The organism is Pseudomonas sp. IPO3778 (assembly GCF_013386825.1).
Classification (GTDB): domain Bacteria; phylum Pseudomonadota; class Gammaproteobacteria; order Pseudomonadales; family Pseudomonadaceae; genus Aquipseudomonas.
The window spans coordinates 202,654-224,079 of sequence record NZ_JACARC010000041.1 but is presented as its reverse complement, the minus strand read 5'-3'; the positions used below and the strand labels follow the sequence as shown (position 1 = coordinate 224,079).

Below are 21,426 nucleotides of genomic sequence, written 5' to 3'. Positions count from 1 at the left end.
TGTTGTCATCGAGCCTAAAGGTTGTCTTTTCATTCTGTCAATACGGGTCAGAATCAAGCCCATATCGAGTCTGAGGAGACAACAAAAATGAAGATTCTGGCAGAGATCGAACAGATTCAGGACGAGATGATAGCCATCAGGCGCGCTATCCACGCTCATCCGGAATTGGGCTTCGAGGAGTTTGCAACCAGTGACCTGGTGGCGCAAAAACTTGAGGATTGGGGCTTCGAGGTGCAGCGCGGCCTGGCCGGCACCGGCGTAGTAGGGCAGTTGCGCAACGGTGACGGCCCGCGCATAGGCTTGCGGGCCGACATGGACGCGCTGCCGATTGCCGAAGAGACCGGCCTGGAATACGCCAGCACCCAGCCCGGCAAAATGCACGCCTGCGGCCATGATGGTCACACCGCCACACTGCTGGCAGCGGCCAACGTCTTGGCCAGCACCCGGCGCTTCAGCGGTACCTTGAATGTGATCTTCCAGCCGGCGGAAGAAGGCCTGGGCGGCGCCCGCGAAATGGTCGAGCAGGGCTTGTTCGAGCTGTTTCCGTGCGATGCAATCTTCGCCATGCACAACATGCCGGGCTTCCCCCAGGGCAAGCTGGGCTTTCTCGCCGGGCCGTTCATGGCCTCGTCCGACACCGCAACGATCACCCTGAACGGAGTCGGCGGCCACGGCGCGGTGCCCCACAAAACCGTGGACCCAGTCGTGATGGCGGCTACCTTGACCCTGTGCCTGCAAAGCGTGGTGTCGCGCAATATCGACCCACTGGACACAGCGATTGTCAGTGTTGGCTCCATTCATGCAGGTTCTGCTGCCAATGTGATCCCCGCATCGGCCAAGCTGCAAGTCAGCGTGCGCTCGTTGCGCGCCGACACCCGCGACCTGCTGCAAACCCGCATTACCACCCTGGCGCAGAACATCGCGCAGAGTTACGGCGGTAACGCAGACGTGCATTACAACCGCCGTTATCCGGTACTGGTCAATGATGAGCACGAAACCGAACTGGCCCGCAGTGCGGCGCTGGAATGGTTCGGCGAGGAGGGCCTGATCGAAAACATGCGCCCGCTCACCGGCAGCGAAGACTTCGCCTTCATGTTGGCGAAGTGTCCGGGCTCGTACCTGATCATCGGCAATGGCGACAGTGCGGATAACGTGATGTGTCACCATCCCAAGTTCGATTTCAACGACCAGTGCCTGTTGGTCGGGGCGTCGTATTGGGTGAAGCTGGTGGAAAAAATGCTCAAGCACACTCCTGCTGTTAATTGAGGCCCGGACCCGATCATGGAAACTACTTCATCTGAAGCGTCTGCCGTGCCCGCGTATTCGTCGGCGCCGGTCCAGCCCCGCAGGAAAAACCATATCGCGGCCGTCACCATTGGCAACGGCCTGGAGTTCTACGACTTCACGGTCTACAGCTTTTTTGCCACGGTCATCGGTAAGCAATTCTTTCCCATGGAAGGCTCAAACCAGCTGCTGTTGGCGTTCGCCACCTACGGCATCGGCTTTTTCATGCGCCCGCTGGGCAGTATTCTGCTCGGCCAGTATGCCGACCGGGTAGGGCGCAAGGCCGCGATGGTGTTGACCCTTTGGTTGATGGCCATCGGTTCGCTGATTTTTGTGCTGACGCCCACCTATGGGCAGATCGGTATCGCAGCACCTCTGTTGATCGTGTTTGCCCGGCTGCTGCAAGGTTTTGCGATTGGTGGCGAAGTCGGCGCCTCGACCACCTACCTGATGGAAAAAGCCGGCAGTCATGAACGCGGCTACTTCACCAGTTGGCAGTTCTTCAGCCAAGGCTTGAGCGTGTTGCTCGGTGCGGTGGTGGGCTTGAGCGTGAACTACGCCCTGAGCGAAGAGCAGGTGATGGCCTGGGGCTGGCGTCTGCCGTTTGTCATCGGGCTGCTGGTCATTCCGGTGGGCTCGTACATGCGCCGGCACCTGCAGGAAAGTGACCAGGTGAAGCGCGGCGTCAGCCATCGCTTGAGTTGGGGCGAGCATAAACGGGCACTGGTGGCCGGGATCCTCATCGCCATCGGCGGCACGTCGGGCTCCTACGTGATCTTGCATTACCTGTCGAATTTTGCCGTGGCGCAGTTGCATCTGCCGCTGTCGGCAGGAATCTGGACCGGGTGCGCGGCAGGCGCCGTGCAAGTGGCACTGGCGGTGGCTTCCGGCCGCGCCTGTGACCGCTGGGGACGCAAGCGCATGATCGTCTGGTCGCGGCTGGCCTTGCTGCTGCTGATCTACCCGGCGTTCGTGCTGTTGCAGCATTCGCCCACGTTGCCCGCACTGGTGATCGTGGCGAGCATCCTCGCCGCGCTGTTGGTGTGCAACACCGTGCCATCGCTGGTGCTGCTGGCAGAGATTTTCCCCGCCCAGGTCCGGGCCACCGGCCTCTCGGTGACCTACGCCCTGGCCAGCATCGTTTTCGGTGGTTTTGCGCAGTTCTTCTGCACGCTGCTGATCTCACTCACCGGCAACCCCAGTGCGCCGGCGTTCTACCTGATTGTGTGCGGGCTGGTTTCCCTGTTGGGCCTGATGCTCGTCAAAGAACCCACTCAACGTTAACCCAGAAGTAACGGAGCTACTTATGACCCCCTCATTTACGCGGTACGGGCGTGTTCGCCCTGGTTTTTTCCGGCTGTCGATACTGGCGGCGGCGGTGTTGTGTTCAACCCTGGCAGGGCCGTCCATGGCCAGGGAGGCCGACCAGGCCCGAGTGGATGCCCTGCTGAAAAAGATGACGCTGGACGACAAGTTCAACCTGATCCGTGGCATGACCGAAGCCGACGCCACCAACCAGGGCCAGGCCGGTTACTTGCCGGGGGTACCGCGCCTCGGCGTGCCGGCCCTGCGCATGGCCGATGGCCCGCCGGGCATCCTGACCCGCAAGGCCTCGATCATTCCCACCTCCACCATGGGCCTGGCCGCCACCTTCAGCAAACAGGACGCCTTTGACAACGGCACGGTGATCGGCGAAGAAGCCAAGCGCCTGGGCATCGACGTGGCGCTGGAGCCCTTCATCAACCTGTTCCGTGACTCGGGCTTTCGGCGTGGCTGGAATACTTATGGTGAAGACCCGCTGTTGACCGGCAGCCTGGGCGCCGAGGTGATCAAGGGCATCCAGGGCCAGGGCGTGATGGCCCAGGCCAAGCACCTGGTGGGCTACGACATGACCGGGTATGACGTGAGCATTCCCGAGCAAGCCTTGCACGAGGTCTACCTGGCGCCGTTCCAGGACGCCGTGGATGCAGGCGTGGCCTCGATCATGTGTTCCTACAACAAGCTCAACGGCGAGTTTGCCTGTGGCAACGAGCAACTGCTGGAGCAGGTATTGCGCAAGCAGATGGGCTTCAAGGGTTTTGTCACCTCTGACTGGGGCGGCGTGCACAGCGCCCAATACATCAAGCGTGGCATGGACATGGAGATGCCCGGACGCATCGATGAAAAGCACCCGTTCTGGGACATCATGCGTTCTTACTACGACAACACCGAGCAGCAACAGCCAGCGTTGCACACCTCCATGGGCAGCATGAAAAAGGTGTTCGCCCGGCCGATGCCGGAGGAGTGGATGGTCGGCCAGCGGCCTAACGTGCTGCTGGGCCAATTCCCCAATGACGAGAAGCCGAGCAACCTGTTTGAAGCCATGCGGGATAAAACCGTCAAGGAACAGGACATCGACAAGGCCGCCAGGCGCGTGCTCGGGCAGATGGAGCGCTTTGGCCTGCTGGACAAGGGCAGTCATCAGCCGCAATCGACCCCGATGGTTGCCGGGTTGTCCGCCATCGTGCGCCGCACCAGCGAGCATTCTGCGGTACTGCTGAAAAACCAGGACGAGGTGCTGCCGCTGTCGCAGGACGACCTCAAGGGCCTGGCGATGATTGGCCCAGGCGCCGTGCAGCCGGTGGCGCTGGGGGTTTCCGCCGAACACGCGATCGGCATGCCGCAGTTGCAAGTCGGGCCGGCCAATGCACTGAAAGCTATCGAGCCAAGCGCCATGATCAGCGTGGCTGTGGCCAATGACATGACCGGTGTCGCGATTCCGGCAGACCGGGTTTCGTTTGATGGCAAGCCGGGTTGGGTCAGAGCGGGCGAAGGGCAGGGCCAGCGCGACAACCAACTGGCATTCACCGGTGCCAATGCCCTGGCGGCCAACACCTTGCCGAGTTGGAAAACCCAGCTGACGATCGACCAGGAAGGGGATTACAACCTCAACCTGCAGATGCTCGGCGCCGGTGCAGTGCTGAAAGTCGACGGGAAAATCATCGGCGAAAGCAGCTCGCTGAAAAATGCGCTGCACGGTGACGTGGTGCATCCGGGACAGGATGCCTTGATGCCGACCACCGACGGGCTCAACAACGTGCGGCGCATGGTCAAGCTCAGTCGTGGCGAGCACTTGATCGAAGTCAGCACCTACAACGACACCTCCGGTGCGCCGGTTCAAGTACGCCTGGCGTGGGTCACGCCGGCCATGCGTGAAGCCAACCGGGCCCAGGCACTCGCGGCGGCGCGCAGTGCGAAGAAGGTGGTGTTTTTCGCCTGGGCGCGCACCGACCCGCAATTCGGTTTGCCGGGAGACCAGGACAAGCTGATCGAAGAAATCGCCGCGATCAATCCCAACGTCGTGGTGGTGCTCAACACCAGCACACCGGTGGCCATGCCCTGGCTGGGCAAGGTCAAGGGCCTGGTGCAGATGTGGTGGACCGGCGATGAAGGCGGCCCGGCGACCGCGAATATCCTCACCGGGCGCAGCAACCCCGCAGGCCGCTTGCCGTTTACGTGGGCCCGCAGCCTGCAGGACTACCCGGCCACTGACCCGCAGTACCCCGAGCGCGGCCAGCAACTGGATGGCGTGGTCAGCTACACCGAGGGCGTCAATATCGGCTACCGCTGGTTTGAAGCGCAGCACAAGGCACCGCTGTTCGCGTTTGGCTACGGGCTGTCCTATAGCCGCTTCGATTACAGCGGATTGCAAACCCGGCGCCTGGGCAACGGCGACCTGAAGGTCGACTTCAAGCTGACCAACAGTGGTCACGTTGCCGGCGATGAGGTGCCGCAGCTGTACCTGAGTGCCCCGCGACAGACGATCGAGGGCGCCGAGTTCGCGCCGCAGACATTGGTCGGGTTTGATCGCGTCAGCCTCAAGGCCGGAGAGACCCGCGACGTGTCCATCATCGTGCCGCTGCGCAAGCTTCAGTATTGGGCCGTGAAGACTCAATCCTGGGAACTGCCGCACGGCCAGCGCACGGTGAAACTCGCCAGTGCGTCGGACAACGTGAGGGCCAGCCAAGCCGTCTCGTTCTGACCGTTACACCCCATAAAAATAAAAATATCCAGGCTTTAGCGTCACCTACCTCTTGAACGTCTGCGCCATTGCCTGGTGGCGCAGCGGGAGCACTCATTCATGATTTCCCCTGTTCGTCGTGTTGGACAAGGCTTTTGCGTGCGTCATCGTTTTATCCTGGCGGGTCTTTTAGCCTTGGGCAGTGCCCAACCGGCCCTGGCCATCGACCTGATCAAAACCGACAGTGATCGCCTGGAGCTGCATGCCCAGGGCATTTTCGCCTCCAACGACAAGGTCTACATCCAGGGCCGCCACACCGGCAGCATCGGCCACCGTATCAACATGATCTACACCCACCAGCTCAACACGCAGTGGGCCGTGGGCATGCGTCAGGAGTGGGCCTACGACCCGTTCTACTACGACGGCACCGCCGCCCAGACCAAGCGTTTCCAGTATGTATTCGTGCGCAATGCGCGCTGGGGCCAACTCAGTTATGGGCAGCAAAAATCCCTGACGTTCGACATGGTCGGCTCGATCACTGACTGGTACCTGGGGTATGGCACCAAAGGCCAGGGCACCTTCAACGGTTATGGCGGCAACCAGTTACTGGGCTTTTCACGGCCGAACAAAACCCTGTACTACCGGGTAAGAAGCGACGATTTCGAATTTGGCGTCATGTATGGCCTGGGCACCGGCCCGGTGCACAATTCCGTCAACCCGAGCAGTGTGGGCGCCGGCAAGTTTGTCGACAGTTCCCGCGATGCCCTGTATCAGGTCGGCACGGTCTGGCGCCCGGCGGAGCATTGGTCGCTGCGCCTGGCCTACGGTTACACCGAAATGAGTGAGCGTTCACTGGACGCCCAGGCCCAACTCAACACCCGGCACCCGAATGTCGAAGGCTGGTTGTCCGGCGTCACTTACACCAACGCGCCCTGGTACCACGCCGTGGTCTATGGTGAGTACCGCAACCTGAACGCATCGGCACCCACCTCCAGTGGCTATCGCGAGGCCAAGGCGCTGGAGTCCTATAGCAGCTATTCGTTTCCGGAAATGGGCGAGCTGGGGTTCTTCAAGGCGTATGGCGGGGTAAACCTGTTCTCGGACAAGAACAGTTCGGGCCGCAGCGGCTATTCGGTAGCCGGTTTTGCCCTGATCACCCTGCATGACACCCTGGCGATTGGCCTGGAGCGAAAGTTCGATATGGCCAGGAACAAACAAGGCGACTACACCGGGCAGGATGAGTACGAGCTGGTGGCCAAGTACTACTTCTAAGGAGCGTTCCTGCCCCCTGTCGCACAACTGCTGTGCGGCAGGGGGGATTAATCCACCGCCGCGCAGTGCCTATAGTTCCATCACCGCCGCAACGTCCCACGAGGCGTCGCGAAATCCAGCCGTAGATGGATGACCATAATGAACCGTGAATTCAAGCCTGACGTGACTGATACCCAGCCCCTGCACCTGCTCGACGCCGAATACTTCGAATACAGCAAGGCCGCCAACCCCATCAGCGCCAACCTGATCACCCGGATTCCTTACCATAGCTTCCCGGCCTCGCTGTACGACAGCGGCCCATCCCGGGTTGTCCCGCTGGACCTCAGCGACGAGCTGGGCTGCGAAGGCCCGGCCTCCGGCCCGGGGCTGTGCGCAAACTTCATTCGCCTGAACGCCGGCGACACGCTGGACCTGCAACCCAACGCCACCTCACAGGTGTTTTATGTGATCGCCGGGGAGGGCAGCGTGGTCCAGGGCGAGCATCGGATCGAATGGTCCAAGGGGGGCTTTATTGCGCTGCCGGGCGTGCAGCAGGCGCATTTCAGCGCAACCGAGGATGCCCGTCTGTACTACGTGCATGACGAACCCCTGTTGCGTTATTTGGGCGTGACCCGCAGCACCGACCGCTTCGTGCCAACGCTGTACCCCGCAGACCTGGCCAACGCCAAGCTGCGTGAAGCCGCCGACGATCCCCGCGCCCAGGACCGCAGCCGTATCAGCATCCTGCTGGGCAATCGCAACTTCCCGCAAACCCGCACCGTGACCCATGTGCTGTGGGCGATGTACGGGATCCTGCCCGCCGGGTCGGTTCAAAAGCCTCATCGGCACCAGTCGATTGCCCTGGATTTCATCATTGATTGCCCAAAGGGCTGCTACTCGCTGGTGGGCACCGAGCTGGACGCCGACGGGCAGATCCGCAACCCGGTGCGGGTCGACTGGTCGCCCGGCCTGGCTTTCGTGACACCGCCGGGTTACTGGCATGCCCATTTCAACGAGTCCGACACCGAGGCATTCCTGATTCCGATCCAGGACGCGGGGCTGCAAACCTATCTGCGGTCGCTGGATATCCGCTTCAGCTGACGCGCTTCCAATACGGTGTTTCGCCGAGTTGCTCGACGATAAAATCGATGAAGCACCGCACCTTGGACGACACGATGCGCTTGGGTGGATAAACGAACCATACCGCCGGCTCGCGGCCCGCGATTCGGATAGTCCACTCAGGCAACCACACCACCAGCTCCCCGGCCTCAATCCCCTTGGCCACCAGCCAGTCGGGCAGCAAGGCGAACCCAAGGCCTTGCTGCACCGCGATCAACTGTGCGTCCAGGTCGTTGATCCGGATGCAGTCTTGATGCACCAGCGGCGACACCTCATGCCCGTTGGCAAAAGCAAACTCCGCCGCCCCCAGAATCGCCGGCAGCGCCGCCAGTTCAGCCGGGCTGGATGGGGCAGGGTGCTCCAGGCAAAACGCCGCGCTGGCCACCAGTCGGTAGCGTTCATCACAGATCTTGCGTGCCTTCAGGGTGGAATCCGCCAGGGTGCCAATCCGGATCGCCAGGTCGGCGCCGGCGTGGATCAGGTTGACGTGGTTGTCATCCAGCACCAGCTCCAGCTTGATCTGCGGGTAGCGGGCCAGGAACGTATTCAAGGTGGGCAGCACATGATGGCGGGCAAAGGCGGGCGGCAGGTTGAGCTTGAGTACGCCACGGGGCTGTTCGTTCAGCGCCGAGGTGGCGGCCTTGGCCTGGTCAAGCTCGTCCAGCACCCGGCGCGCGTGCATCATGAACGTCTGGCCGCCTTCGGTCAGGCGCAGCGTGCGGGTCGAGCGGTTGAACAGGGCGATACCCAGGTCTTGCTCCAGGTCTTTCACATAGCGTGAAACGGTGGACGCCTTGATGCCCAGCCGGTCGGCGGCACGCGAGAAGTTATTGCCCTCGGCGGCCTCGACAAAGGCGGTTAACGCCGCGAAGTAGTCCACATGCAGCCCTCAGTGTTGATGATGGGGGTGCGGCCAATGCAACGAATGGCTGCCCAGGCCCTCATACAATAACCAACGGTGCGGCGATGCAAGTTCAAATGCAGGCGCTGGAATCGAATGTTTCATGACCGCAGGTGATGGATTTATGACGGATGCTGAGAAGAACCATGTGGGCTGGCTGGTAGAACAATCGATGCTGCACGCCGCCAAGCAGCGGGCCAAACTCTACTCGGGGCAAGGCCGGTTGTGGCAACAACCCTATGCCCATACCCGGCCCCGTGATGCTTCAGCCCTGGCGTCGGTGTGGTTCACGGCGTACCCGGCGTCTATCGTGACGCGCGAAAACGGCAGTGTGCTGGAGGCCCTGGGGGATGAAACCTTGTGGCACGCGCTGTCGAAAATCGGCATCCAGGGCATTCATAACGGCCCGTTGAAACGCTCGGGTGGCCTCTCGGGCACCGAACACACGCCGACCATCGACGGCAACTTTGACCGCATCAGCTTTGATATCGACCCACAACTGGGCACAGAAGCCCAACTGCAGTCCCTGGCCCGGATGGCCGCCGCCCATAACGCAGTGATCATCGACGACGTGATCCCGTCCCACACCGGCAAAGGCGCGGACTTCCGCCTGGCCGAGATGGCCTACGAAGACTACCCCGGGCTCTACCACATGGTGGAAATCCGCGAGGAAGACTGGCCACTGCTGCCCGAGATTGCCGAAGGCCGCGATGCACAGAACCTCAGCCCGCCGCAGGTCGACGCACTGAGAGACAAGCACTACATCGTCGGCCAGTTGCAGCGGGTGATTTTCTTCGAGCCCGGGGTCAAGGAAACCGACTGGAGCGCCACCGACGTGGTCATCGGCGTGGATGGCAAACCCCGGCGCTGGGTGTACCTGCATTACTTCAAGGAAGGGCAGCCGTCGCTGAACTGGCTCGACCCGACCTTCGCCGCGCAGCAGATGATCATTGGCGACGCCCTGCACGCCATCGACGTGATGGGCGCGAAAATCCTGCGCCTGGACGCCAACGGCTTCCTCGGTGTGGAACGAAAACTCGACGGTAACGCCTGGTCTGAAAGCCACCCGCTGTCCATCACCGGCAACCAACTGCTGGGCGGCGCGATTCGCAAGGCCGGCGGCTTCAGCTTCCAGGAACTGAACCTGACGGTGGATGACATTGCCGCCATGTCCCACGGCGGCGCCGACCTGTCCTATGACTTCATCACCCGACCGGCGTACCAACACGCGTTGTTGATGGGTGACACCGAATTCCTGCGGCTGATGCTGCGGGAGATGCATACCCTCGGCATCGACCCCGGCTCACTGATCCATGCCTTGCAGAACCATGACGAACTGACCCTGGAGCTGGTGCATTTCTGGACCCTGCATGCCCATGACTCCTACCTGTATCAGGGGCAGACCTTTCCCGGCGGCATCCTGCGCGAGCACATCCGCGAACAGATGTACGAACGCCTGGCGGGCGAACACGCGCCGTATAACCTGAAATTCGTGACCAACGGGGTGTCCTGCACCACCGCCAGCATCATCACCGCGGCGCTGGGGATTCGCGACCTTGAGGCAATTACCCCGGCAGATATCCAGCAGATCCGCCAGATTCACCTGCTGCTGGTGATGTACAACGCAATGCAACCGGGGGTGTTTGCGCTGTCCGGTTGGGACCTGGTCGGCGCACTGCCGTTGCCGGCGGAGGAGGTCGCCCATTTGATGCGCGATGGCGACACGCGCTGGATACATCGCGGCGCCTATGACCTGGTGGACCTGAACCCGGATGCGGAGCAATCCGCTGGGCAGATGCCGCGCCCGAAAACCTTGTATGGCAGCCTGATCAGCCAGTTGACCGACCCGGACTCGTTTGCCTCCCAACTGCAAAGAATCCTCGCCGTGCGCCGCGCCTACGACATCGCCGCCAGTCGCCAGATCCTGGTGCCGGACGTGCAGCACCCGGGGCTGTTGATCATGGTTCACGAACTGCCGGCGGGCAAAGGCACCCAGATCACCGCGCTGAACTTCGGCGCCACGCCGATCACTGAAACCCTGCACCTGCCCGATATCGCGCCCGGGCCGGTGGTGGACATCATCAATGAGCGGGTAGAGGGTGATTTGACGCCTGAGGGAGATTTCACCATTACGCTGGATGCGTATGAAGGCTTGGCGTTGCGGGTGGTCAGCAGCTCGCCGATGCTTTGAGCGGCTGCATCGACAAGTACTGTTCGATGATGTCCAGCAGCAAGCGGTTGTCCACGGTCTGCAAGACGTTCACCAGCCCACTGGTCGGCGGTGTGATGCCAACGTCCAGCCGCAGTGGCTGCTTATAGCGCCAGGTTTTGCCCCGCGTGCGGCCGGCGCGCAGTTCTACTTCCGTGTAGTACTGCGTGGCGGTGGCGACGCGCGGATCCAGCAACCAGGCAACCACCAGGGCGTCATGGATCCAGCAACCGGCCAGGCTGCGGGTGGCCATTGAATAGTTGATCCAGGGCCTGAACGTCTCGCAGATGAAACGGGCGAGGGGCGTATCGAGTTGCTGGATACGGTCCAGGTCGTGGTGCGTCATCAGGGTTTGCGTGGTGACATCCAGGGGCACCAGGGTGATATTCGCACCGCAACTGAGGACACGGTCCGCCGCTTCCGGATCGAAGCCGAAGTTGGTGTCCTTGATGAAGTCATCCAGGGCGAAAACACCGCCCATGATCACGATTTGCCTGACCGCCTTGATCATGTCCGGGTAGCGTTCAATCGCCAGCGCCACGTTGGTCAGCGGCCCGATCGCCACCAGGGTGATTTCCCCGGGGTTCGCGCAAATCAACTGGCCTATGGCGTCGGCCGCTTCCTGGGCCGGAGCCTCGGCATCAAGGGGAGGGCGCACGCCATTCCATAAATGCGCGAGCTGGCGTTTATATACGGTGTTGTCCAGCGCATCGCGCCAGGGCCCGCCGGGTTCCTGCAGTGCCTGGGTGCTGCCCCTGACCACGGGCAGCGAGCGGCCGGTTCGACTCATCAGGTCTTGGGCGACGTTGTACCCCACGGCGCTGGGGGTGTTGCCTGCCACCGTGGTGACCAGTTCAAGCGACAGTTCGGGTGCGGCCAGTGCCAGCGCCAATGCCAGACCATCGTCAACATTGGCGCCTGCAATCCCGTTTCCGGGATCGCAATCAATAATTAAACGTTTCATTTCACCTTCTTTTTTTTAGACTCGCGGTGTTTGCACAGCGCCGCATCCGCAGGACTCACCAATCACCAGACGGTGAGAAAACTCTTGCAGCTTCACCTCGCCATTCCAGGCCAGCAGCATGGCAATGGCCGCTTTGGCCATCTCCCGCACGGGCTGGCACACGGTGGTCAGTGATGGGGCATAAAACGCCGACTCCTCGGTACCGTTAAAGCACACCAGGGCTACTTGTTCGGGGACTTTTATGCCGCGTTCCGACAGGGCCCGAATACAGCCGATGGCTTGTGCTTCGTTGGAGCAAAACAGCGCGCGGGCCGGGGGGCCGTCGGCCAACATGCGCTGCGTCGCGTCATACCCGCCTTGTCGGGTGTAGCTGGCGGGCACTCTCCATTCGGCACGCTCCTCAATCCCGTAGTCCGCCAGCGCGTCACGCCAGCCGTTCAAGCGGTCCTGGGCGTTGAGCATTTCCAGCGGGCCACAAATGATGCCTACCTCGCGGTAACCATGGCTCAGCAAATGCGCGGTGACTTGACGTGCAGCGCCACGCTCGTCCACCCGCAGCATATTGACGGCCAGGCTGGGGTTGACCCGGTCGAGCATCACAAACGGCGTGCCGCTGGCCTGGATCAGCTCGATATGCGGGTGGCGGTCGACGCTGGTGTAGAACAGGCCATCCACCCGCTGGCTCAGGAGGTTGTTGATCAGGTTCAGCTCACGCTTGCGGCAGTCACCGGAATCGCCCAGCAGGATGACCAGGCCGTTGTCCAATGCTTCCTGTTGCAGTGCATGGGCGAAAGAGGCGATGAAGGTATTCGAGATATTCGGAACCACCAGCCCATAGGTGCGGGTTTTGCCCGAGGCCAGTGCCTGGGCGACGCCATTGGGTCGGTAACCGGTGTGTTTTATGGCATCCAGTACGCGCTGGCGCGTGGCTTTGGCGACAGGCCTTGGGCCGTCGTTGATCACATAGCTGACGACCGCGACCGAGGTTCCTGCTTCGCGGGCCACATCATCGCGTGTGGCCCGGGTGGGATACTGTTTTGTCAAAGCGACCTGCCATTTCCTGTGAGTCGATGGGCACGCGGGCGGTACCCGGTAACGGGTCTACCCGCGTAGATGTTTGCGGCAAGAGAAGGGGCTGAGATGGGCGGCATTATCACTGCTGGTTTATTTCAGTTTGATGACCTGTGTACGGCTCCGTTTAGTCACCCGCAGCCCCTTCAGGATCAGAAGATCGCGTAGGTGTAGCTGAAGATCACACGCGCCTGGTCCACCGCACCCACGTTGGGAATGCCGCTGCGGAAACTGCCTTCGCGCAACGAGGTGCCAAGCCCTTTCAACGGACCGCTCTGCACCACGTAGTCGATGCGCATGTCACGTTCCCACTCCGAGTAGCGGCTGGCGCCGTCGACGGAGCGGATGTTGTCGCCATGCAGGTACAGCGCCGAGGCCGAGAGGCCGGGCACGCCCAGCGCGGCGAAATCGTAGGAGTACTGGGCAAAGTTGGTGTTTTCCCCCGCGCGGATAAATGAGTTATCCATCACGTCGGTAATCAGGTACACGCTGGCGCCGCCGTTGCCTTCGCTGTTGCCGGCGCCGCCCACCACGTTGCCCTGGTTCAAGTACACGGTGCCGCCGGAGTCAGACACCTGCTGGCGGCCGAGCATGAAGGCGTTGCCGCCCAGGTAGTAGGTGAACGCCGCACTCCAGGTGGTGTTATCCACTTTGCCCGGTTCGCTGGCGTAGCCGCCGTTGTTGTTGAAGAGGTAGCCGGTGGTGCCGTTTTTACCCTGGGATTGGCTGTTGAAGTAGCGCAGGTCGGTTTTAAAGCGGGCGTTTTCACCCAGCGGCGTGGTGTTCAACAGGCCAAGGAAATCCTGGGTGTAGTAGTCCTTCAGGTCGGCGCGGTAGTACTGCAGGGTGGTGGTGGGGGTGATTTTCCAGTCGGCGCCGGCATAGGTGAATGAGTTGCTGTCCTGGGTGCCACCGGCAATGGCCAACCCTGTGGCGTTGGACGACGCACGCCCCGTGGAGCGGTTGAGTTGCCCCGCATTGATCGTCAGGTTATCGATGTCTTTGGACGTTACCGTCACGCCTTCAAAGGTTTGCGGCAGCAACCGGCCGTCGTTGGCCACCAGGATCGGCAGGTTCGGCGACAACCCGCTGCCGGCGTGGAACTCGGTCTTGGACACGCGAAGCTTGGCATTGGCCCCAAGGCGACTCCAGCTGTCCACCGGCGTGCCGTCCGAATCGACCGGCGCGAGTGAGTTCGAGGTGCTGGCGCTCGGGTGCTGGGTACCACCGGAAAGGTTGAATGCCTGCATGGCTTGAACGTCGAGACCGAAGCCGACGGTGCCTTGGGTAAACCCGGAGAGATAGTCGAGTTTGAAGCCCTGGGTCAGTTCGTTCTGATCAACGCCCGGGGTGTTCGGGTTATCACTGCGAAGGTAAAAAGTGCGCGCGTTGACCGACGCCGTGCTGTCGTCGATAAAGCCTGCGGCCAGTGCTTGTTGCGCAAGGATACTGGTCGTCACTGCCAGTGCGAGGGTGGACCGTTTCATGTCAATGCTCCTATGGATTGCCGATTTACAGGCATGGCTTCGCCCGACTGGTGGTTGAACCGTCGTGCGGGTTTGCGCCTTTCTGCGAGGCGTCAGTGGTTGTTCAGGGGGGTGAAACTAGAGGGCATCTTCCAGCGCGTTGAGGTCGCGCCCACGGGTTTCCGGGGCGACAAAGGTCGTCACGAAACCGATCCCGGCCATGGCGACAAAGTACCCGGCAATCGCCCACCAGTGGCCGGTCCAGGTCAGCAGCGCGGCCGCCACCAGCGGCGCGGTACCGCCCGAGAGGATCGAGCCCAGCTCCTTGGCCAGGGCCAGTTTGGTGTAGCGGTTTTTCACGCCGAATATCTCGACGCTCCAGGCCGCCTGTACGCCGAAGATACCCAGGGACGCGAGGCCCATGCCGACCACGATGGTGGTCATGACAATGGCCGGGTCGCGGGAATCCAGCAGCATGAACGCCGGGAAGGCGTAGAGCATCAGCAGCAGGCAGAAACAGCGGTACACGATCCGTCGACCGAACCGGTCAGACAGCCAGCCCGCCAAGGGGATGATCACAAAGCCGAGGATCGACGCGATCAACACGGACTGGGTGGCGACAGTTTTATCCACCGCAAGCACCTTCACCACATAGCCGACGATAAACCCCTGCGCCAGGTAAGAAGGGCCGTTCTCGCCAATGCGCAGGCCGACCATGGTCAGAAAGGCCCGGCTGCCTTTCCAGAAACCAACCGGCTGTACCGGGGCGGTGAGGGCGCTATCGCGCTGGGCTTGCAATTGAGCCTTTCGAAGTTCGAACACCGGCGTTTCCCGCAGGTTGCGCCGCAGCCAGAGGGCAGCCAGGGCAATCAGCGAACTGCACAGGAACGGAATGCGCCATCCCCAGTCCTGCAGTTGCTGTTGATCCATTTGCACCACGGCAAGCCACACCAATGAAGCCAGCAAGGTCCCACTGTTGGAGCCCAGGGCAATCACCGAAGACACCAGGCCCCGTTGTTTGGCGGGCGCGAACTCGCCCAGCATTACCGTGCCCGCAGCCAATTCGGCGCCTGCACCAAAGCCCTGGGTAAAGCGCAGCAGTACCAGGCATGCCGGCGCCCAGATACCGATGGATGCATAGCTGGGGACCAAGCCGATCAACGTGGTGGAAGCGCCCATCAACACGACGGTCGAGACCATGACCACCTTGCGGCCCTTGCGATCACCCAGCCATCCGAAGAACAGCGCACCGATCGGCCGCGCCACAAACCCCACCGACCAGGTCGCGAAGGTGGAAAGCAACGCCATGGCAGGCGACACAGTGGGGAAAAACACATCGCCGAAGATAAGGCCCGCCGCCAGGCCATACAGGGCGAAGTCCGCATACTCCATTGCCGTGCCCAGCCAACAGGCGAGGGTGGCGCGATACAACTCCCGGCGTCCTTGCGGGGTTATCAGGCTTTCATCCGCTGCGCCCCATGCGACAGGCGCATCGGGTTGAGCAGCACTTGCAACTGTTGACATCAAAAAACTCCTGATCCAAGGAAGGCCCGGACATGACCATTAGGTGTGTTTGCTCTGTTTCTACAGCTATCTACGCGCGTAGATAACTGGCCTTGAAAATCGGCCCGGGGTAAACCCCAAAGGCCGATCATGGACATCCATGGCCGGATCTTAGGCAGGGTTGTATTGCAGTCGAATGACAGATTTGTCGGTGGATGTGCGCAAGGTAGCGCTGATTAGCAGCGGCGGGGGCGACAGGGGTTTCGTTGTAATACGATCCGGCCGCGTCGGACTAAACGGTGGTGCTGCGGGTACTGAATAGCTCGCCGATGAACTGCTGAAAGTGCATGGATAGTCGTAATACGGTCTTCCCGGAACGTGTGCGGAAATTTCTCCTGCGTGCCGAACTATCGCTTTAAACCCCAGAACTTTCACAAGAACCGGAGGGACCTCCTTCCATTCTTATTCCGGAACTGTCTCGTTATAGTTCGTGTGCTTGAGTTGACTTATACCAAGCGCTGGAATCCCCAAAAATATGGAGTTTAGATTTATGCGGAAAATTAATCTGATTAACAGCATGATTGCTGCCTCACTGCTTTCAGTTGGCGTGGCTCACGCCGATGCAACCATTGTTAATGGCGGTACCATTCACTTTCAAGGTGAAGTTGTTAACGCTGCCTGTGCCGTCGATACGGGCTCTGCTGACCAAACCGTACAACTGGGCCAGGTAAGAACCACAGCACTGAGCGCGAGCGGCCAGTACAGCACCCCTGTTGGCTTTAATATCCAGTTGAATGACTGCGATAGCAAGGTTTCAAGTCAAGCATCCGTCGCCTTCACCGGTGTAACTGATCCTACCAACGCCCTGGCACTGGCTCTGGAGAGCTCCGCAGCCGGCTCTGCCACCAACGTCGGCGTCCAGGTACTGGACAGCGCAGGTGCGCCTATGACGTTCGACGGCGCTACGTTCGGCAAGCAGTTGACCCTGAGTGATGGCACCAACACCTTGCCGTTCCAGGCACGTTACATCGCGACAGGCCCAGCCACTGCGGGTACTGCCAACGCCAACGCCAACTTTAAAGTGCAGTACCAGTAACAACCCGTTGACAGGGATGTGCGCAGGCCAAGGAGGCCATTTTTCGCAGAAAATTCGTGTTCGCCTACAAGATTGACGTGAAAAAATGATGATGACTACAAAGACAACTAGAGCCCTGATCGTGTTGGCGGTGGTTGTACTCGCCAATCGCGCGGAAGCAGGCGTGGCCCTTGGTGCGACGCGCGTTATTTACCCTGCCGATCAGAAGCAAACGTCGTTAGGCTTAAGCAATAGCAATGATAAAGACACTTTTCTTATCCAGTCATGGGTGGAGAACAGTGACGGAAAGAAAGACGGTCGTTTTATAATTACACCGCCGTTGTTTGTGATGCAGGGAAAAAAAGACAATACGTTGCGCATTGTCGATGCCACCAACAGTAGCCTGACGAAAGATCGGGAAAGTTTATTCTGGATCAACGTAAAGGCAATCCCTTCTGCAGAAAAGGCGCAACAAAAAGACAATACCCTGCAACTGGCGATTACCAGTCGGATAAAGCTCCTGTATCGCCCACGCGCCCTCAGCATCTCCCCGGAAGACGCGCCGGGAAAGTTGACCTTCAAGCGCAACGGAAAATCGCTGGTTATTACTAATCCAACCCCTTACTTCCTGACCATCACGGAGCTGAACGCCGGCACACAGGCACTGGAAAATACCATGGTTCCGCCAATGGGGTTTGTGAATGTGGACCTGTCTGGCAGTACAAGCAGTTCGATTACTTATCGAACGATTAACGATTACGGCGCGTTGACTGCAGTGATGAAGGGAGCGCTTCAGTAAACACTGTTGCGCTAATAAACCCTTGATTATGGATCTTGCATCAGGCGGGTAAATCCAGAGCTAGCATGGAAGTTTTTTGTGCGGGAGGGGCTATGTCGTACCTGGGTTATATAACTGGCGATAACGCAAAATGAAAAATGGAACCCGGGATTCAGCACTTCAACGATTACTCTTGTCACCCTTGGCATTGCTTCTGGTAGGCCCCGTTTTTTCTGCGCGTGCAGACAACTATTTCAATCCTCGATTCCTGTCCGATGATCCTGCATCAGTCGCGGATCTATCCGGCTTTGAAAAAGGCTTGGAGGCGCCTCCCGGCACCTACCGAGTCGATATCTACATGAATGACGGTTACATCACGACCCGGGACATTACCTTTGATAAAAGCGCCAATGGGCAGCAACTGGAACCGTGCCTCACGCGCGCTCAACTCTCGTCCTTCGGCGTCAATACGTTAGCCGTGCCCGATATTGTGGCGATGAAGAGCACCGCCTGTGTTCCCTTTACACGGCTTATCACCGATGCCTCCAGTAGGTTTGATGTTGGGTTGCAGCGGCTTTACCTCAGTGTTCCCCAGGCATTCATGGGCAGGCAAGCCCGTGGTTACATTGCGCCTGAGCTATGGGATGACGGCATTACGGCGGGCCTGCTTAATTACAACTACACCGGCAGCGAAGTACGCAGCCAGCAGGGCGGGGTGTCCAACTATTCGTACCTCAGCCTGCAAAGCGGCCTCAACCTGGGCGCCTGGCGCTTGAGAGACACCAGCACGTGGAGTTACAGCCATGGCGTGGGCGTAACGGAGAGCCAGTGGCAACACACCAACACCTATCTGGAGCGGGGTATTTCCTCGTGGCACAGCCGATTGACCCTGGGTGACGGTTACACCGCTGGAGATATCTTTGATGGCATTAACTTCCGAGGTGTCCAAATTGCCTCGGACGACAACATGCTTCCGGACAGTCAACGAGGCTTTGCACCTGTTATACGCGGTATAGCGCAAGGTACTGCCAAGGTTTCGGTGAAGCAGAATGGGTATGAAATCTACCAGACGACAGTACCCCCGGGGGCTTTTACCATCAACGACATTTATGCGCCCGGCACCAACGGCGACTTGCAGGTCACTGTTGTAGAGGCTAACGGCTCAACACAGACGTACACGGTGTCTTATTCATCTGTGCCGATGCTGGAGCGTGAAGGTCAAGTGAAGTATTCGCTGACAGCGGGGCAGTATCGCAGCGGCAACACGCAGCAAGACAAACCGGAGTTTCTTCAGGGCACTGCATTATGGGGCTTGCCACATGACTGGACGGTCTTCGGAGGCACGCAGGTCTCGAACAACTATGACGCCCTGAACATTGGCGTGGGTAAGAACCTGGGCGACCTCGGCGCGATATCGGCCGACCTGACCCAGGCCCGCGCAACGTTGTCTGACGACACCCAGCATCAGGGGCAGTCGCTGCGGTTTCTTTACAATAAATCCGTTAACCAGTGGGGTACCAACCTGCAACTGCTGGGCTACCGCTACTCGACGAAAAACTTCTACACCCTGGCTGACACGGCCTGGAGCCGCATGAGTGGCTTCACGGTGGTCAACCAGGATCAGTCTATTCAGATAGCGCCGCAAATCACTGATTTCTACAACCTGAACTACAGCAAACGGGGTCGCTTCCAGGCCACCTTGACGCAACAGATGGGTAAGACTTCCACGATGTATTTAACCGGTAGCCAGCAGAGCTATTGGGGAACGGGGCAGTCAGACGAACAACTCCAACTCGGGTACAACAGTACAATAGGAGACATCAGTTGGGGAATGAACTACAGCCTGACAAAGAGCGCTTGGGCAGACAATAAAGATCAGCAGTTGGCTTTCAACATCAGTATTCCGTTTAGCCACTGGATGCGTTCGGACAGTTATTCCTCCTTTAAAAGGACCAATGCCAGCTTCAATACATCCAGTGATCTAAAAGGTCGGGACGCCAGCACGGCCGGGCTCTATGGCACATTGCTGGACGATAACAACCTCAGTTATAGCGTGCAGACAGGATACGCCAACGGCAGTAACGAGGACGTCTCGAAAACCGGCAACACTGCACTGAACTACCGCGGCCCTTATGGCAATACCAACATTGGCTACAGCACCAGTGAAGACTACAGCCAGGTGTATTACGGCCTCAGCGGTGGCGTATTGGCGCATGCGGACGGCGTGACCTTCGGCCAGCCGTTGAACGACACCGTGGTGCTGATAAAAGTACCGGGGGCGGATCACGTCGCAGTCGAAAACCAGACGGGTATACGGACCGACTGGCGCGGGTATGCGGTGCTCCCCTATGCGGTGGATTATCGTGAAAACCGGATCGCCCTGAACACCAACTCCCTGGCCAACAACATTGAGCTGGAAGACCCGATATTAAGCGTCGTGCCAACGCGCGGGGCGGTCGTGCGCGCCGACTTCAAAGCTCGCGTCGGGATGAAGGTCCTGATGACGCTGAACCACAACGACAAGCCCGTACCGTTCGGCTCAATCGCGTCTTACGGCGAGGGCCTCGCGGGGAGCATCGTGGCTGATGATGGGCAAGTTTATCTGACCGGGCTGTCGCCGACCGGGCAGATCAACGTGAGGTGGGGCGATGCTTCGAACGAACGATGCACCGCAACCTACAGCCTACCGGCTGAAAGCCAGGCGCTGGCCTTGAGTTATGCCTCTGCGGAATGTCGCTAATCGGAACAGGAACGAGTCGACCCATGAACAAGTATTTTGCTTTTTTGTGCCTGATTTCCTGCCTCGTAAGTAACGCTTACGCAGCGGACACTGTGATCACCATCAAGGGGTATCTTAAAGACAATACCTGCTCAGTTTCAGTCGACTCCAGAGACTTTACTGTGGACTTGATGAACAACGCGACAAAACAGCTCAGTCGTGTGGGGGCAACTACCGTTCCAGCGCCGTTCAAGATCGTCTTTGACAAATGCGGCGGTTCAACAACAGCGGTGAAGGTTACCTACGGTGGAGTTTCAGATAATGACAATGACGCCCTGCTGAAACTTGATAGTGGCGTCAATGCGGCAAGTGGCATGGGCATACAGATACTGGACAGTAACAAAAACTCAATCCCGTTAAAGTCGGGCATGCAGTCACTCAGCTGGACCAACCTGATCGCTGGCCAATCAAATACGCTGGGGTTTTATGCCTGCCTGATGGCAACACGTTCCCCTGTAACCGCGGGAGTTGTGAATGCGACGGCTGATTTCACTCTAGAGTTTCAATAAAGGGGCTGGGAATGAACGGTATAAAGTCTGCGCTGTTGACGGGGTTATTGCTGGTTGTCGGGGGCGTGAACACCTATGCGGCAGACGTGGATATTACCGTCAACGGGCGCGTTGTGGCGAAGCCTTGTACGGTCTCAACTCCGCCAGCAGCCGTTATATTGGAGGAGCTGTTTGCCCCAGATTTTGCTCAAGCGGGATCAACTTCGGGCTGGCACAACGTGATGCTGAATTTGACGAACTGCCCTGTGGGAACATCAAGCGTGACAGCCACATTTACAGGGGCTGCTGACGACACGGGCTATTACGCAAACCAGGGGGATGCGCTCAATCTTCAAGTGGAGCTGCGGGATGCCAATGAGAACATTTTAAATAACGGTAACTCGACTATGGTCAAGGTAGATGATTCGCAGTCGATAAACCTGCTGCTGCATCTTCGCGTGCTATCCGTCAAGGGCAATGCAACGCAAGGCAGTATTCAGGTCAATATTAATGTAGCGTATACGTACTCCTAGTCATG

16 protein-coding genes are annotated in these 21,426 nt (G+C 59.5%); 11 read left to right on the top strand and 5 right to left on the bottom strand.

Features of this window, described 5'->3' with window-relative positions; translation table 11 throughout:
• The first annotated feature begins 87 nt into the window (after nt 1-87).
• The 5 genes from HX855_RS22400 (at nt 88) to HX855_RS22380 (ending at nt 7,636) form a co-directional block, all read left to right on the top strand.
• Entirely contained in the window at nt 88-1,266 is a 1,179-nt protein-coding gene (locus HX855_RS22400; protein WP_177086130.1) for a M20 aminoacylase family protein, read from the top strand.
• A 15-nt stretch (nt 1,267-1,281) separates the two neighbouring features.
• A complete protein-coding gene (locus tag HX855_RS22395) occupies nt 1,282-2,568 on the top strand; it encodes an MFS transporter (protein ID WP_218175835.1) in 1,287 nt (428 codons plus the stop codon).
• A 22-nt stretch (nt 2,569-2,590) separates the two neighbouring features.
• Nucleotides 2,591-5,305: a glycoside hydrolase family 3 protein gene (locus HX855_RS22390; protein ID WP_256353004.1), complete on the top strand. Its 2,715-nt coding sequence runs from the start codon at nt 2,591-2,593 to the stop codon at nt 5,303-5,305.
• A 99-nt stretch (nt 5,306-5,404) separates the two neighbouring features.
• A complete protein-coding gene (locus HX855_RS22385; protein ID WP_218175834.1) occupies nt 5,405-6,556 on the top strand; it encodes a porin in 1,152 nt (383 codons plus the stop codon).
• Nucleotides 6,557-6,694: 138 nt separating this feature from the next.
• On the top strand, nt 6,695-7,636 hold the full coding sequence (locus HX855_RS22380; protein ID WP_177086128.1) for a cupin: 942 nt from the start codon (nt 6,695-6,697) through the stop codon (nt 7,634-7,636).
• On the opposite strand, the gene HX855_RS22375 is transcribed toward HX855_RS22380, so the two are convergent.
• Nucleotides 7,629-8,534 carry a LysR family transcriptional regulator gene (locus HX855_RS22375; RefSeq protein ID WP_177086126.1) on the bottom strand — a complete coding sequence of 302 codons (906 nt, stop codon included), beginning with the start codon at nt 8,532-8,534 and terminating at the stop codon, nt 7,629-7,631. The genes HX855_RS22380 and HX855_RS22375 overlap by 8 nt on opposite strands.
• 145 nt (nt 8,535-8,679) lie before the next feature.
• Here HX855_RS22375 and treS point away from each other — a divergent pair, with 145 nt between their 5' ends.
• Nucleotides 8,680-10,746 carry a maltose alpha-D-glucosyltransferase gene (gene treS, locus HX855_RS22370; protein WP_177086124.1) on the top strand — a complete coding sequence of 689 codons (2,067 nt, stop codon included), beginning with the start codon at nt 8,680-8,682 and terminating at the stop codon, nt 10,744-10,746.
• Here the strand turns inward: treS and HX855_RS22365 are convergent.
• The 4 genes from HX855_RS22365 to HX855_RS22350 form a co-directional block, all read right to left on the bottom strand.
• Nucleotides 10,724-11,728, bottom strand: a complete 1,005-nt coding sequence (locus HX855_RS22365; protein ID WP_177086122.1) for a nucleoside hydrolase — start codon at nt 11,726-11,728, stop codon at nt 10,724-10,726. The two genes, treS and HX855_RS22365, sit on opposite strands and share 23 nt — an antisense overlap.
• Before the next feature lie 15 nt (nt 11,729-11,743).
• Nucleotides 11,744-12,733 carry a LacI family DNA-binding transcriptional regulator gene (locus tag HX855_RS22360; RefSeq protein WP_309139801.1) on the bottom strand — a complete coding sequence of 330 codons (990 nt, stop codon included), beginning with the start codon at nt 12,731-12,733 and terminating at the stop codon, nt 11,744-11,746.
• 218 nt (nt 12,734-12,951) lie between these two features.
• Nucleotides 12,952-14,286: an OprD family outer membrane porin gene (locus HX855_RS22355; RefSeq protein WP_177086118.1), complete on the bottom strand. Its 1,335-nt coding sequence runs from the start codon at nt 14,284-14,286 to the stop codon at nt 12,952-12,954.
• 117 nt (nt 14,287-14,403) lie between these two features.
• Nucleotides 14,404-15,789, bottom strand: coding sequence for an MFS transporter (locus HX855_RS22350; protein WP_177086116.1), 1,386 nt, complete (start codon nt 15,787-15,789; stop codon nt 14,404-14,406).
• A 529-nt stretch (nt 15,790-16,318) separates the two neighbouring features.
• Between HX855_RS22350 and fimA the strand changes: the two genes are divergently transcribed.
• The 5 genes from fimA to HX855_RS22325 all read left to right on the top strand — a co-directional run bounded on the left by fimA (nt 16,319) and on the right by HX855_RS22325 (nt 21,421).
• A complete protein-coding gene (gene fimA, locus HX855_RS22345; RefSeq protein ID WP_177086114.1) occupies nt 16,319-16,864 on the top strand; it encodes a type 1 fimbrial major subunit FimA in 546 nt (181 codons plus the stop codon).
• An 85-nt stretch (nt 16,865-16,949) separates the two neighbouring features.
• Nucleotides 16,950-17,642, top strand: coding sequence for a fimbria/pilus periplasmic chaperone (locus HX855_RS22340; RefSeq protein WP_177086112.1), 693 nt, complete (start codon nt 16,950-16,952; stop codon nt 17,640-17,642).
• A 130-nt stretch (nt 17,643-17,772) separates the two neighbouring features.
• Nucleotides 17,773-20,361, top strand: coding sequence for a fimbrial biogenesis usher protein (locus HX855_RS22335; protein WP_177086110.1), 2,589 nt, complete (start codon nt 17,773-17,775; stop codon nt 20,359-20,361).
• A gap of 23 nt (nt 20,362-20,384) precedes the next feature.
• Entirely contained in the window at nt 20,385-20,909 is a 525-nt protein-coding gene (locus HX855_RS22330; protein ID WP_177086107.1) for a fimbrial protein, read from the top strand.
• An 11-nt stretch (nt 20,910-20,920) separates the two neighbouring features.
• A complete protein-coding gene (locus HX855_RS22325) occupies nt 20,921-21,421 on the top strand; it encodes a fimbrial protein (RefSeq protein ID WP_177086105.1) in 501 nt (166 codons plus the stop codon).
• The last annotated feature ends 5 nt before the right edge of the window (nt 21,422-21,426 follow it).